General features: G+C 39.5%; 15 protein-coding genes. 6 read left to right on the top strand and 9 right to left on the bottom strand.

Going from position 1 to position 14,447, the window contains the following annotated elements:
• Positions 1-86: 86 nt before the first annotated feature.
• From ACS604_RS09345 to dapA, 4 genes are all read right to left on the bottom strand, one after another.
• The gene (locus ACS604_RS09345; protein ID WP_004790205.1) at positions 87-290 is read right to left on the bottom strand and encodes a hypothetical protein; all 204 of its coding nucleotides are present in this window, start codon (positions 288-290) and stop codon (positions 87-89) included.
• A 191-nt stretch (positions 291-481) separates the two neighbouring features.
• Complete coding sequence (gene purC / locus ACS604_RS09340) at positions 482-1,201, bottom strand: phosphoribosylaminoimidazolesuccinocarboxamide synthase (RefSeq protein WP_004790203.1); 720 nt, start codon at positions 1,199-1,201, stop codon at positions 482-484.
• Positions 1,202-1,236: 35 nt separating this feature from the next.
• Positions 1,237-1,842 carry a lipoprotein-34 precursor (NlpB) gene (locus ACS604_RS09335; protein WP_080645798.1) on the bottom strand — a complete coding sequence of 202 codons (606 nt, stop codon included), beginning with the start codon at positions 1,840-1,842 and terminating at the stop codon, positions 1,237-1,239.
• 15 nt (positions 1,843-1,857) lie between these two features.
• Positions 1,858-2,751, bottom strand: coding sequence for a 4-hydroxy-tetrahydrodipicolinate synthase (gene dapA / locus ACS604_RS09330; RefSeq protein WP_474771413.1), 894 nt, complete (start codon positions 2,749-2,751; stop codon positions 1,858-1,860).
• Positions 2,752-3,080: 329 nt separating this feature from the next.
• Between dapA and pncA the strand changes: the two genes are divergently transcribed.
• Both pncA and ACS604_RS09320 read left to right on the top strand, forming a co-directional pair.
• Complete coding sequence (gene pncA / locus ACS604_RS09325; protein WP_474771411.1) at positions 3,081-3,725, top strand: bifunctional nicotinamidase/pyrazinamidase; 645 nt, start codon at positions 3,081-3,083, stop codon at positions 3,723-3,725.
• 53 nt (positions 3,726-3,778) lie between these two features.
• A complete protein-coding gene (locus ACS604_RS09320) occupies positions 3,779-4,741 on the top strand; it encodes a bile acid:sodium symporter family protein (RefSeq protein ID WP_004790192.1) in 963 nt (320 codons plus the stop codon).
• Positions 4,742-4,744: 3 nt separating this feature from the next.
• Here the strand turns inward: ACS604_RS09320 and ACS604_RS09315 are convergent, their stop codons facing one another.
• Complete coding sequence (locus ACS604_RS09315) at positions 4,745-5,215, bottom strand: 2-thiouracil desulfurase family protein (RefSeq protein ID WP_474771409.1); 471 nt, start codon at positions 5,213-5,215, stop codon at positions 4,745-4,747.
• Between the two features lie 525 nt (positions 5,216-5,740).
• Between ACS604_RS09315 and hppD the strand changes: the two genes are divergently transcribed.
• Positions 5,741-6,796, top strand: coding sequence for a 4-hydroxyphenylpyruvate dioxygenase (gene hppD, locus ACS604_RS09310; protein WP_151963710.1), 1,056 nt, complete (start codon positions 5,741-5,743; stop codon positions 6,794-6,796).
• 71 nt (positions 6,797-6,867) lie between these two features.
• On the opposite strand, the gene ACS604_RS09305 is transcribed toward hppD, so the two are convergent.
• From ACS604_RS09305 to fahA, 4 genes are all read right to left on the bottom strand, one after another.
• Positions 6,868-7,647 (bottom strand): IclR family transcriptional regulator, encoded by a 780-nt coding sequence (locus tag ACS604_RS09305; RefSeq protein WP_005300427.1) that lies wholly within the window; start codon positions 7,645-7,647, stop codon positions 6,868-6,870.
• A 296-nt stretch (positions 7,648-7,943) separates the two neighbouring features.
• Positions 7,944-8,492: a VOC family protein gene (locus tag ACS604_RS09300; protein WP_004790185.1), complete on the bottom strand. Its 549-nt coding sequence runs from the start codon at positions 8,490-8,492 to the stop codon at positions 7,944-7,946.
• Positions 8,493-8,508: 16 nt separating this feature from the next.
• Positions 8,509-9,141: a maleylacetoacetate isomerase gene (gene maiA / locus ACS604_RS09295; protein WP_474771407.1), complete on the bottom strand. Its 633-nt coding sequence runs from the start codon at positions 9,139-9,141 to the stop codon at positions 8,509-8,511.
• Positions 9,128-10,435, bottom strand: coding sequence for a fumarylacetoacetase (gene fahA / locus ACS604_RS09290; RefSeq protein WP_474771405.1), 1,308 nt, complete (start codon positions 10,433-10,435; stop codon positions 9,128-9,130). The genes maiA and fahA overlap by 14 nt, the downstream gene beginning before the upstream one ends.
• 356 nt (positions 10,436-10,791) lie before the next feature.
• On the opposite strand from fahA, the gene ACS604_RS09285 reads away from it, so the two are divergent.
• From ACS604_RS09285 to zigA, 3 genes are all read left to right on the top strand, one after another.
• Positions 10,792-12,180 carry an amino acid permease gene (locus ACS604_RS09285; RefSeq protein WP_004790179.1) on the top strand — a complete coding sequence of 463 codons (1,389 nt, stop codon included), beginning with the start codon at positions 10,792-10,794 and terminating at the stop codon, positions 12,178-12,180.
• Positions 12,181-12,345: 165 nt separating this feature from the next.
• Complete coding sequence (zrlA, locus tag ACS604_RS09280; protein WP_151963713.1) at positions 12,346-13,023, top strand: D-Ala-D-Ala carboxypeptidase ZrlA; 678 nt, start codon at positions 12,346-12,348, stop codon at positions 13,021-13,023.
• Positions 13,024-13,171: 148 nt separating this feature from the next.
• Positions 13,172-14,437: a zinc metallochaperone GTPase ZigA gene (gene zigA / locus ACS604_RS09275; RefSeq protein WP_474771402.1), complete on the top strand. Its 1,266-nt coding sequence runs from the start codon at positions 13,172-13,174 to the stop codon at positions 14,435-14,437.
• Positions 14,438-14,447 lie beyond the last annotated feature (10 nt).

Here is a 14,447-nt window from a genome sequence, read left to right as displayed (position 1 = left end):
TGGGATAAATCCAGTCGATTCCTAACAGCTTTATGTGTCTTTTTATAAATTGAATGTTAAATGGCAGCAGATCATCAGCAATAAGATTAAAGAAATGTATAAGCCCTTAACGTGCGGATCAGTGCCATATAATCACCTTGAGAGGCTTTAGAAATAACAGATTCGACTTCTGCCTGACTCCAGCCTTGTTTTAAGGCTGAATTGCTAAAGTTAGTTAATAAGACCAAAGGATTTTCACCAAAATGGATTGGATGATTCATTAATCTCTTTTCAAGCTTAGATATTTCCATAGCTTTACCCTAGTTTTGAAATTTAATTATTGTGAAGTGCTTAATGTTTTTTTAGATTTTAGTGTTTTAAATTGAGTTTGTGCAAGTGCTAATTTACTTTAATAGACAAATCTGTCTACATTATTTATTTTCTAAAATACCTTATATAAAAAAACCGGGCTAAAGCCCGGTTTTTCATGAAGTTTGAACGATTAGAGAGCAGATAAATCTACGCCTAAACGAGCAGCAACTTCTTCATAAGCTTCAACAACACCGCCTAAACCTTGACGGAAACGGTCTTTGTCGAGTTTCTTCTTAGAGTCTTTATCCCATAGACGGCAGCCGTCTGGAGAGAATTCATCACCAAGCACGATACGGTCATGGAAAACACCGAATTCAAGCTTGAAGTCCACCAAGATCATGTTGCCTTCAGCAAATAATGCTTTTAATACATCGTTTACTTGGTAAGTTAACACTTTCATTTGTTCTAATTGTTCAGCAGTCGCCCAACCTAAAGCAATCGCTTGAGATTCGTTAACCATTGGGTCGCCTAGACCGTCATCTTTATAGAACAATTCAAATGTAGGAGGAGTTAACTCTTTACCTTCTTCTACACCTAAGCGACGGCATAGAGAACCAGCTGCGTAGTTACGAATTACACATTCAACAGGAATCATTTGAAGTTTTTTAACAAGCACTTCAGTTGGAGAAAGCAATTTTTCAAAATGCGTTTCAATACCCGCAGCAGCAAGTTTTTCCATGATGAAGGCGTTAAAAAGGTTGTTCACCTTGCCTTTACGATCTAGTTGTTCGATTTTTTCGCCGTTGAACGCAGAGGCATCATCACGAAAGACTAAAATCAGATGGTCGGCATTGTCTGTTTCATATACAGATTTTGCTTTACCAGTATAGAGCAAGGTTTGTTTTAACATGAGGGAACCTTTTAAAAAAAATGCCTAGTAAACGACTAGGCTGGCCAATTTTGGTAAATCTGGTTTAACACTTCAGCAGCCACATCTGGGCTTGCAAAAGTGTTGTCTACATTAAATAGAGCAAGAGTATGACTTGAACCTACACCAGTAAGTTTAAGCACATAAGTATTGTCATTTACTTTAATCGTCGCCTGATTACTGCCTTGAGCGATGATGTTGTAATTTAAAGTACTTAATGTCGCTTTGGTGTATTGCCAGATCTCGGTCGTATTCCCATCAACTTTTAATAATGGGTTTTTATTACCATCGGTCACAAGCTGAGGACGACCAAGCGCAGTTGTCGTTTGAGCAGATGCATCTGCTGTTGCATTGTTACCTTGAGTTTGTTCAGGGCGTGGCAATGCAAAACGGTTACCACGCTGGTTTTCAAACTTCGGCGCGTGCTCAATAGCGAGCTGGTCAACAGTTGGTGCAGGATACAAAGGTGTCACTGGTCGTACAGTTGCATCGGCAGGATACTCAAGCGGGGCAAGTTGCTTGGCATTTTTATAATCTAAAGAGTGATTATTAATTGCGAAGCGACCACAACCAGCTAAACTCAAGGCTGAAACTGCAAGGACTAAACCAAGACGTAATTGCATCATAAATTGCTCTTATTAAATAATTCCCGCATCTTTTAGGGCATTGCGGAGAGGTTCGCGATATTGCTCAGCGAGAGGAGTGAGTGGTAAACGAATACCAGTATCAATCAGTCCCATCTCATGTAGTGCCCATTTCACAGGAATTGGGTTTGATTCGCAAAATAGAATATTGTGTAAATTTGCAATCTTATTGTTAATCGTCTTCGCTTGTTGTTCATCTTTAGCAATTGCAACAGCGCATACTTCACTCATTGCTTTAGGTGCAACATTTGCAGTAACCGAAATATTACCGTCAGCGCCAAGAAGCATGAGTTCCCAAGCAGTTTCATCGTCACCTGAGTAGACAGCCATCTTACCATTTAAAGCTTCGATTAAAGCTTTACCGCGAGGTACATCACCTGTCGCATCTTTAATACCAACAATATTAGGGATTTCTGCTAAACGTACAGCTGTGTCGTTTGCAAGATCTACACCAGTACGACCTGGTACGTTATAAAGAATAAGAGGTAGTTGTACGGCTTCAGCAATCGCTTTATAGTGTTGGAATAGGCCTTCTTGAGTTGGCTTGTTATAGTACGGCGTCACAAGTAAAGCTGCATCCGCGCCAAGATCTTTCGCAGCTTTAGTTAATTCGATTGCTTCACGGGTTGAGTTTGCACCAGTACCGGCAATAATTGGAATACGTTTATTGGCTACACGAATAATTTCTTTAATAACCTGTGTGTGCTCTTCCATGCTCAATGTTGAGGCTTCGCCAGTTGTACCGACGGCTACAATACTGTTTGTACCTTGTTCTATGTGCCACTCAACCAGCTTCTCAAGACCCTTCCAATCTACACCGCCGTCTTTCAACATTGGTGTGACGATTGCGACGATTGAGCCTTGAATGGTCTGTGCTTGCTGAGTCATTTTTAAAAATATCCTATTTATCCATCCGAATCTGAGGTAAGAAAAACAAAATGTGGGATGGTTGCAGTATTTTGATTGTCCAGTTCTAACAATAACAGATTGTTGAATGACAATTATGCAAATTATGACTGATCAGACGCATAAGAACAATACGCCTAACGGATAATCGCGAGGTAAACTTGAGGAAAAGATAGGATGTTTTCATTATTGTCAGCTGAGAGAGGCCAGTAAATATAACAATAGAGCCTGATTCGACTGGACCTTACTTAATATGTACTTTTTTTATGGCAAGATAGAATGCAATTTTCCCGGTTGGGATTGAAGATGACATGAATATGAATAAACAACCACAAAATGCGGTTTTAATCGTAGTTGATGTACAAAATGGTTTTACACCGGGTGGAAACTTAGCAGTTGCCGATGCCGATACAATTATTCCAACCATTAACCGATTGGCAGGTTGTTTTGAAAATGTTGTGCTGACCCAAGATTGGCATCCCGATAATCATATATCTTTTGCACAAAACCATTTGGGTAAGCAGCCATTTGAAACCATTGAACTCGACTATGGGCCACAAGTGCTTTGGCCTAAGCATTGTGTGCAGGGTACTCAAGATGCCGAATTTCATCCGAATTTAAATATTCCGACCGCTCAACTGATTATTCGAAAGGGCTTTCATGCGCATATTGATAGCTATTCAGCTTTTATGGAAGCAGACCACACCACAATGACGGGTTTAACGGGGTATTTAAAAGAGCGTGGCATTGATACGGTTTATGTGGTTGGAATTGCCACAGATTTTTGTGTCGCATGGACTGCTTTAGATGCAGTAAAACAAGGTTTTAAAACTTTAGTGGTTGAAGATGCTTGCAAAGGTATTGATCTGAATGGTTCATTAGAAAATGCGTGGCAAACCATGCAGCAACAAGGTGTTGTCCGTATTCAATCGACTGATCTGTTGAGTAAGCACTAAGTATATTGCTCTAGTATTTTAACTTTCATATTTTATTTTTAGGGATAGAAAATATGGCTGCATTTTTGCGCTTTACTCAATTTATTCAAAAAACTTTTGCCCTATGGGTGATTGTTTTTGCAGCGCTAGCGCTATGGCAGCCTGAATTTTTTGTTTGGCTCAAAGCATACATTCCATGGATTTTGGGGATTATTATGCTCGGCATGGGAATGACTATGACTGTAGACGACTTTAAAGGGGTATTACAAAGCCCTAAAGCAGTATTAATTGGGGTCGTAGCGCAGTTTGCAGTGATGCCGGGCTTGGCATTTATCTTATGTAAATTATTTAATTTACCCCCTGAAATCGCCGTCGGCGTCATTTTAGTGGGATGTTGTCCGGGCGGAACTGCTTCAAATGTGATTACCTACATGGCCAAAGGCAATGTGGCTTTATCGGTGGCTTGTACATCGGTATCTACGCTTTTAGCACCTGTATTAACACCTGCTATTTTCTATCTGCTTGCTAGCCAATGGTTAAAGATTGATGCAGCTTCTATGTTTATTTCAATCTTGCAGGTGGTATTGCTTCCTATTGTAGTTGGGTTAATTTTAAGAACGTTGCTCAAGCGTCAAGTCGAGTCCTATATTCAAGTGATGCCCTTAGTGTCAGTCATTGCAATTGTCGCGATTGTGGCAGCCATTATTGGCGGCAGTAAAGCGGCAATTTTACAGTCGGGTTTGCTCATTTTAGCTGTGGTGATATTGCATAATGGCCTTGGATATTTATTAGGTTTTACCGCGGCACGTTTCTTTAAACTACCGTATGCGGACAGTAAGGCAATTGCGGTAGAAGTAGGGATGCAAAACTCAGGCTTAGGTGTTGCGCTGGCAGCAGTACATTTTGCTGCATCTCCAATTACGGCCGTACCCAGCGCAATTTTCAGCCTTTGGCACAATATTTCTGGCCCTGCGCTTGCGACTTACTGGGCAAGTCGTAAAGATGTAAATGATCTTGCTAAAAACAAAATTGAGTAACTTTTAAAGAGGGTGCTTCACTAACCAATCTTCAATTTCATTTTCAGAAATCACTTCAAAACCATGGCGCCGCAACAGTGCTGTGGTAATTCCAGTTCCCACAATTTTTTTCCCTTGAAAAGTTCCGTTATAAATTTTTTGACTACCACAAGACGGGCTATTTTCTTTTAAAACCACACAGCTTGCTTTTATTTGTTGTGCGACTTCTAGTGTGCGATAAGCACCTTTTAAATATAGATCAGTCACATCTAAACCCGATGAATCGGTAATTTTTGCTTTGCCATCAAGTACATCTTGACCTGTTCCGCCCACAATTTCTGCGGGTAAGCGAGGAGTCGTAAAACCCCCTAATAACTCTGGGCATAATGATTGGGCTTTTTTATTGAGTAATAGTTGCTTAAGTCGGGTATTTGGACAAGATTTACCATCATATCGAACAGGTTCACCAATTAAACAGGCGCTGACTAAGATCATAAGTTTTCCTAAATCAAATGGATGGTGGGGCTTATTGTAGAAATCATAAACAAAATTTGAAAACTGACCATCAATTTTAAAATAGCTTAATTCAAGATTACTTAAATTATGTAATTCATAATTAAGTTATGTATTGCATAATTTAATTGTTTTTAGTAGCATCTAATTCAAGGTAAATGGCCATTGGAGATCCAACAAGGATGTTGGTCTCCATAAATCTATAAATGATTTTTAGGAAAAGACGATTTTTAAAGGTTTATTGAAAAATCTCAATCGTACTTTTAGATAACAAAGGACAGTGTGTATGGAAAATAAACACCACATGGAACGGAAATTAATCATCAAAGGCTTTACGCCCATCATATCTTCGTTTTAGCGACTCGTTTTTTTCTCATAGGATGCGTTGGGTTAAGGCATTTTGACGGTTCAAATACTCACCCAATGATTACGTATTCTATAGAGAAAGGAGCTGAGTTCATCAGCAATAGAGATAAACGGAACAGGTAATCACCAGAGGGAAACTAGATGGATATTTTAGAGAACCCATTAGAATTATGCGGTTTTGCATTTATTGAGTTTGTTTCAAAAGAAAATGAATTAGATCCAGTTTTTGAAACAATCGGCTTTTCAAAAGTAGCCAAGCATAAATCGAAAGAAGCGTACTTATGGCGTCAAGGAAATATCAATATTATCCTGAATTATCAGCCAGAATCTTATGCTTCATTCTTCTTTAATGAACATGGCCCATCAGCTTGTGCAATGGGTTTTAAAACACGTGATGCAGCAAAAGCTTTTCAAAAGGCTGTCGAGCTAGGTGCTGAACCAATGTATTCAAAAGTTGGGCCAATGGAGCTCAACATTCCGGCAATTAAAGGTATTGGTGGCATGCCAATCTTTTTAGTTGACCGCGATATTTATGAAAACGACTTTACGTTCTTTGATGATGCTCAAAGACACCCAGTGGGTGCAGGCCTAAACGAAATTGACCATTTAACTCATAATGTCTACAAAGGCCGTATGGAGTATTGGGCAAACTTCTATGAAAAAATCTTTAACTTCCAAGAAATTCGCTACTTTGATATTAAAGGCGAATATACAGGCTTAACGTCTAAAGCATTAACAGCGCCAGACGGCAAGATCCGTATTCCATTAAACGAAGATTCGGATAAAGGAAACGGCCAAATTGCAGAGTTCCTATCTGACTTTAATGGCGAAGGTATTCAACATATCGCGTTTATTTGTGATGACTTAATTTCGACTTGGGATAAGTTAAAAAGCCTCGGTCTGAAATTTATGACACCGCCGCCAAATACGTATTATGAAATGCTACCAGAACGTTTACCTGAGCATGGTGAGCCAACTGAAGAGTTAAAACAGCGTGGTATTTTGCTAGATGGCAACACTAAAGATGGCCAGAAAAAGCTGTTATTGCAGATCTTCTCTGAAAACATGATTGGCCCAGTCTTCTTCGAATTTATTCAACGTAAAGATGATGATGGCTTTGGCGAAGGTAACTTCAAGGCGTTGTTCGAGTCGATTGAACGTGACCAGATTCGCCGTGGTGTTTTAGAAACTAAATAAATAAGCTGAGCTTTATTCCTGATCTAAAAAAACCAAGAGTTTGATCTCTTGGTTTTTTTTATTGGTGTTGATTAGCGGCTTTTAATATATTGATTGATGAGCTTCACTTCATTTTTCAAGATTTCAATCGTTTTACTGTGAGGGTCGACTGGTAAAAACATTTCGCTATCCAGTGCAACAATACAAAACTCAATGCTCTGGTTTGAGTTAAACACAGGTAAACCCACCGCATTAATTCCTGTCAGTAAGTCACCTTTCGCTGCTGACATTTCTTGTTGGCGAATGGTTTCTTTAAGCTCTGTAAACGCTTCCCAGTTTTGTGGTGCGATGTTTAGACCAAGCTCTTGATGCTTTTGCCATTCTGTTTCCATTAAGGGGCGAACAAAATGCTCTGGAAGATAAGAAGCAAATAAACGTCCCGCAGCAGAATTGACTAAAGGCATAATTGAGCCGACTTTAGTGACAATCGAAATAGGGTGGTTTGATTCAATCGATTGAACAACTACAGGGCCTTTAGGCGACCATTTACTAATTTGTATGCCACAACCAATTTTGTTTTGTAGGTCATAAATTAAATGCTGTACCAGCTGTAGTGTGTCGCTATGCTGAACACAGTTTAGGCCTAAGCGCCATGCCTGATCACCTAAAGCATATTGCCCATCATCAAGTTGTTTTGCATATTCCATGCGAATAAGGCTGACCAGATAGCGATGCACTTTGGCAGGATGCATTTCTAGCTTGCTCGATAGGTCTTTGAGAATAATAGGTTGATTGTGCTCTAAAAGGGCGTTTAGTACAGATAAACCGACTTCAAGTGATTGAACCCCCCCAGATACTTTTTCTTCAATCATTTAAATACCCTTAATAAAGTTACTTCAGCTGTTAAACAGCGATGTTCAAAAAAATAAATTGAAATTGCCGCGATTTACATCATGCCTGAGCCTAGTGAGAAATAGAAATCACCTTTTTCTATTAGCGAAATTGGCATGTTTAATAATCAACAATTTTTCTAAAATCCCGACACTCTTATTTATAGCGCGTTTTTCTAGAAATTTAGCAGTTTTAAATAATATAAATCGGCATTGATATAGAACCGTTCATTCAAACAATTCTAATCAATGCCGACTTTTTAGTTTGCTCTTTTAAATTAGGTTCCTAACTCTGCTTCATGTAAGAAATGAGTGTGGTGCGGAGCGCGTTTGGTTTTGCTCCATTCCTCTAGCATTTCAGCTTTCATTTCTTCTGTAATTTTTGCAATTTTTTCTTCAGCATGCACATCGTTATAAGTTAGCTCTAAACGGTGGCCATTTGGGTCGAAGAAATAAATTGAGTGGAAAATGCCATGGTTGGTTACGCCCAAAACTTTCACGCCATTTTCTTCTAAATGTTGCTTCGCAGCCATTAGGGCATTTAAGTCTTCAACTTCAAAAGCAATGTGTTGTACCCATTGAGGAGTATTTTCGTCGCGGCCCATGTCTGGTTGAGTTGGCAATTCAAAGAAAGCCAAAACGTTGCCTTGTCCTGCATCTAAGAATAAATGCATATATGGGTCAAAGGCTTTAGTTGAAGGCACATGGTCCTCAGCAAAAGCTAAAATAAAGTCCATGTTGAGCATTTTTTTATACCACTCAACAGTTTCTTTCGCATCCTTACAACGATATGCAACGTGATGTATTTTTTTAATGGCAAATGTCATATTAAAACTCCTTTTACTATTCCCAATCTGGTTGTTGTTCTGGCGCCGCGTTATAGAAGGCTGGGATAGACAAACAATGGTGATAAATCGATTCAATTTTTGGAAACGCAGATAAATCAATCTTGAAGCGTTTCGCGTTGTAAACCTGCGGAATCAGGCAGCAATCGGCAATTGTTGCTTCGTTTCCAAAGCAAAATTGTCCGTTTGAATCTTGAAGTAACTGTTCGAGATTTTGAAAGCCTTCAATAATCCAGTGTTGATACCAATAATTTTTTTGCTCGTCCGAAACATTTAAATCATTTTTTAAATATTTCAGTACGCGTAAGTTGTTTAACGGGTGAAGATCGCAGGCGATTGCTTGGGCAAAGGCACGGATTTTGGCTCTCTCTTGCACATCATTTGGAAGTAGATTGGTTTCTGGATATTGCTCATCCAGATATTCCAAAATACTTAACGATTGAGACAAGGTTAAATCGCCGTCAATTAATGTCGGAACGAGAGCACTGCGGTTTAACTTTAAATAGTCTTCGCTTTGCTGTTCGTTTTTTACCAGATGAACTGGAACAGTCTCATAAGCTAAACCTTTAATGTTTAGACCAATTCGTACTCTGTAGGCTGCAGAGCTACGAAAGTAACTATACAGCTTCATAGTCAGGCTCCGAAGTCTCTGCAAAATCGAACGTTAATGCAGGAAGCACCGTATTTCGAACTTCACCAAAGCCAATGCGAATACCATTTTTCTCACAGTGGCCTTTCATGATGAGCGTATCGCCGTCTTGCAAGAAACCACGAGTTTCGCCATTAGCAAGTGTCAGAGGTTTAGTAGTATTCCATGTAAGCTCAAGTAAGCTGCCATATGAATCTGGTGTAGAACCTGAAATCGTACCTGAACCCATTAAATCACCAACTTGAACGTTACAGCCGCCAATGGTGTGGTGAGTGAGCTGCTGAGACATAGACCAATACATATATTTAAAATTGGTTTTGCAGATTACGTCGCTTTGTGCCGATTTCGGGCTTTGAATTTCAACACTCAAATTAATGTCGTAACTATTTGCGATATTTTCTTGTAAATACGCTAAAGGTTTAGGGTCTTGTTTTGGGCCTTCAACTTTAAATGGCTCAAGTGCTTCAAGCGTGACTACCCAAGGTGAAATCGAACTTGCAAAAGTTTTCGCATTAAATGGCCCAAGTGGAACATATTCCCATTGCTGAATATCACGTGCTGACCAGTCATTGAGTAATACCATTCCAAAAATATGGTCCCACGCATTTTCAATCGAGATCGGCTGGCCAAGCCCCGTTGGTTTACCAATAACAAATGCTGTTTCAAGTTCAAAATCGAGTTTACGCGTTGCAGAAAAAACTGGGCGCTCTTCATTTGGAAGTTTAATTTGCCCAGATGGACGAACGATTTGAGTGCCACTAATTACAACAGAGCTAGCACGACCGTTATAACCAACTGGTAATTCACTCCAGTTTGGAAGTAAGGCATTTTTTGGATCGCGGAACATACAACCCACATTGGTCGCATGTTCTTTAGAAGAATAGAAATCGGTATAACCAGGCACCTGAAGAGGTAAATGCAAAGTAACGCTGTCTTGCTTAACTAAAACTTCTTGGCGTAATGCTTCATTTTCTTGAAGTGTTAAATTTTCAACTGAAAGAAGAGACTGTAGTGTCTTACGGACTTTTGACCAGTTGGCTTTGCCAGACTCGATAAATTTATTCAGTGTAGGCTGGTTAAAGTATGTGTCTTGTTCTGAGAGTTTTAAAAGACCGTGCTTTTCAAGAGCAGCGAGATCAATCACCCAATCACCAATAGCTACACCAACCTGACGCTCGCCATCAGCTGTTTTGCTAAAAATACCATAAGGCAAATTATGAATAGTGAAATCTGATTGAGGTGAAACTTCAATAAAAGAGTTTAGTTTTTGTTCCATTTTCGCGTCCTTGTCTTTATCTCGGGTCTTCTACAAATAAAAGTTCGGTCTAGGACTGAGCTACTCAATAAGTTTTAACCTTTGCTTAGATCATCTTTTGTCTTATGAGTTTGATATAGACCGAGCACAACCAATTGCTTCATGTCTCTATAATACTGAATTCATCAAATTACGCAATACATAATTTAATTACACATTTCATAATAATTGTCATTTCTTGTATTTTCTGTTTTCATTCGCGGTCATGAGAAAAGTCACGCAATTATTTTTTCATGAATATCTATGAAAGTTTGACCAATTTATGATATACGTAATTTATTGGAAAAAAATTACGTGACACGGATGAGAATAATCATATGTCAGCACAAGAGCAAGGAAACCTGAAACATGGTTTGAGTAATCGGCACATCCAGCTTATTGCATTGGGTGGGGCGATTGGCACAGGGCTTTTTCTTGGTATATCACAATCGATTAAATTAGCAGGTCCATCGGTCATCCTCGGTTATGCCATTGCAGGATTTATTGCTTTTTTAATGATGCGTCAGCTTGGTGAAATGGTGGTTGAAGAGCCCGTTAGTGGTTCTTTTAGTCATTTTGCCTACAAATATTGGGGACCATTTGCAGGGTTCATGTCAGGATGGAACTATTGGGTACTCAATGTGCTCGTCTGTATGGCAGAACTAAGCGCAATTGGTCTTTACATTCAATATTGGTGGCCGCAAATCCCAACGTGGGCATCTGCTTTAACCTTCTTTGTCTTAATTAATGGCATTAATTTGCTGCATGTTAAGTTTTTTGGCGAAATGGAATTTTGGTTTTCTATTGTCAAAATCTTGGCGATTCTTGCAATGATTGGTTTTGGTTCATATTTGCTTGCAACAGGAACGGCAGGTCCACAGGCAAGCATTTCGAACCTTTGGGCACTGGGTGGTTTCTTCCCATTTGGTGTTGAAGGCTTAGTCATGGCAATGGCGGTCATTATTTTTGCTTTCGGTGGTATTGAGCTTTTCGGTATTACTGCGGCTGAAGCACGTGACCCTGATAAAACTTTACCTAAAGCTGTAAATCAAATTATTTACCGTATTTTGATTTTCTATATTGCGACACTTTTTGTTTTATTCTCGCTATTCCCATGGAACCAAATGGCTGAAGGCGGTAGCCCGTTTGTGATGGTATTTGCTTCTTTAGATAGCCAAGGAATTGCAACATTATTAAACTTTGTGATTTTGACTGCTGCTGTTTCAGTTTATAACGGTACAAGTTATTGCAGTAGCCGTATGCTATTAGGCCTTGCACAACAAGGAAATGCGCCAAAAGTATTTGCACACATTAATAAACGCGGTATTCCAACTAATGCAGTGATCCTTTCTGCGGCGGTGACTATTTTATGTGTACTGTTAAATTATATTTTCCCTGAAAAAGCATTTGGTTTACTCATGATGTTGGTTGTAGCAGCCATTGTGATTAACTGGGTTGTAATTTCATGGACGCATTTAAAATTCCGTAAATATATGCAACGCCAAGGGCAAACAACGAAGTTCCCAAGCTTCATGTATCCATTTAGCAACTATTTATGCATCGTGTTTATGTTGGGCATCTTAATTGTGATGTCTTTAACACCAGATATGCGTGTTGCGGTCATGATGATTCCTGGTTGGATCTTGTGTTTGATGGTGGCTTATCAATTTAAACGCCGAAAACTAAAAGCTGAGCAGTCTTTAACTGCTGTAGAAGCCGATATTTAATAACAGCTTAAGTTGTTGTTATCAAAAGGACGTATCTCATACGTCCTTTTTTATTTTTAAAATTTAACAACAGAAATTAAAGGACTTTATTATTGTTATAATATAACATTTGCTCAATTTAATGATGAGCAGTTTTCCCATTTTTGGTGAAGATAGAGCATATTTATGAAACGTTATTTAGGTTTAATTTTATTATCTCTTACAGCATGTAGTACTCAAACACCCAAGCCAACAGATTCTAAGCATTTTCACTCTTTGCCTCAGCTTTCTAAAACAGTGGTCAGAATAAAGCAGCAACCTGAAGATTATGTGGCTTGGATCGCAAGCGCAGATCACGGACAGTCTGTACAAGCCTATAAGCAATTTCTTAAGCAAAAAGGGCTTGCCAATTTAGTTCCAGACTATGAGTTATTACGCTCGGCTCGCGATTGGCAAAAATGTGGAGTTGAACCCTATGCGGTGCCACCAAGAGAGATTTGGTCCAATATCGTTCCGACGCTTAGCATTTTAAAAGCATTAGTTGACGATGGTGTAATTAACGATTTTGAAGTGACCTCGGCCTATCGAGCTTTATCTTTAAATCGCTGTGCGGGTGGCGCAGATGCTTCTCGACATGTCTTTAATGCAGCGCTTGATTTTCGAATTGGACCAGAACAACCTACCGATTTAGACCAGTTTAATATTCAACAAACCAAAACTAAACTTTGTCAGTTCTGGGAAACCAAGGGTCAAGCACTTAACATGGGTCTGGGTGTTTATGCTTCGGGACAAATCCATATTGATAGCCAAGGATTCCGTTCATGGGGGCCTGACCATCACTATAGAACCTCAATTTGTCAGTAACTATAAAAGCAATTTTTTCAAAGACTAAGTGAATTGGCTTAAATAAAACCGGAATAAAAACTTGATCAATAGTTATGTTATAACATAACATTATTGTGGTTTAGAAATAGATTACGTCTGTGATCTGGTCATATTTAAATGGCCAGCCATGATCAGGTTAAATATTATTCAAAGAGATCAAGCCATGCGCACTGCAATCGCCAACTCATTTGCCAAGCTTCCCGTCACTGTTTTATCTGGCTTTTTGGGTGCAGGAAAGACCACATTACTTAACCATATTTTAAATAATCGCGAAGGCCGCCGTATTGCCGTGATTGTCAATGATATGTCTGAAGTGAATATTGATGCGGCATTAGTACGCGAAGGTGGGGCGGAGCTTTCAAGAACAGATGAAAAGCTGGTTGAAATGAGTAATGGCTGTATCTGTTGTACGTTACGAGAAGATTTATTGGTTGAAGTTAAGCGTTTAGCTGATGAAGGACGCTTTGATCAATTGGTGATTGAGTCGACAGGTATTTCTGAACCACTGCCTGTTGCAGAAACTTTTACTTTTGAAGATGAAGATGGAAACTCACTCAATGAGTTTGCTCGACTCGACACCATGGTCACGGTAGTCGATGCTTTTAACTTTCTTAAAGATTACGGTTCAATCGACTCACTGCAACAACGTGGTGAGTCCTTGGGCGAGCAAGATGAAAGAACTGTGGTCGATCTTCTCATCGATCAAATCGAGTTTTGTGATGTAATTGTGCTGAATAAAATTGACCTGATTGAGCAGTCTCAGCAAGACCAACTCATCGCAATTTTAAAAACTCTAAACCCGCGTGCTCGAATTGAAATTGCTCAATTTGGAAAGATCGCTTTAGATAAAATTTTAAATACACAGCTATTCAATTTTGATGAAGCTGCACAAGCGCCGGGATGGTTAAAAGAATTACGTGGTGAGCATATGCCAGAGACTGAAGAGTATGGCATTAGTAGCTTTGTTTACCGCGCACGCCGACCTTTCCATCCCAAGCGTTTTTATGATCTGGTACAAGCTGAATGGCCGGGTGTCGTGCGTTCTAAAGGCTTTTTCTGGTTGGCTGCTGAACCGACATTGGCTTATTCATGGTCACAAGCGGGAGCAATGGCGCGGCACGGATTAGCAGGTTATTGGTGGGCCGCCGTTGCAGAAGAAGACTGGCCGAGTGACTTAGACAGCATCGAACAAATTAAAAAGGTCTGGGATGCTCAAACAGGTGATGCACGTCAGGAGCTGGTGTTAATTGGTATGCAAATGGATGAGCAAGCTTTAATAGAACGCTTAGACCGTTGCTTGTTAAGTGATGAAGAAATGGCTTTAGGACCACAAGCTTGGCAGAACTGGCCTAATCCCTTTAAACAAGAAGATGAAACCATGTTGATTGCTTAATTAAATAAGC

The sequence above is a fragment of the Acinetobacter sp. Li1LvA2 genome, assembly GCF_056156705.1.
Note: the sequence above shows the minus strand (reverse complement) of the source record. Positions and strands in the feature narration are given on the sequence as shown.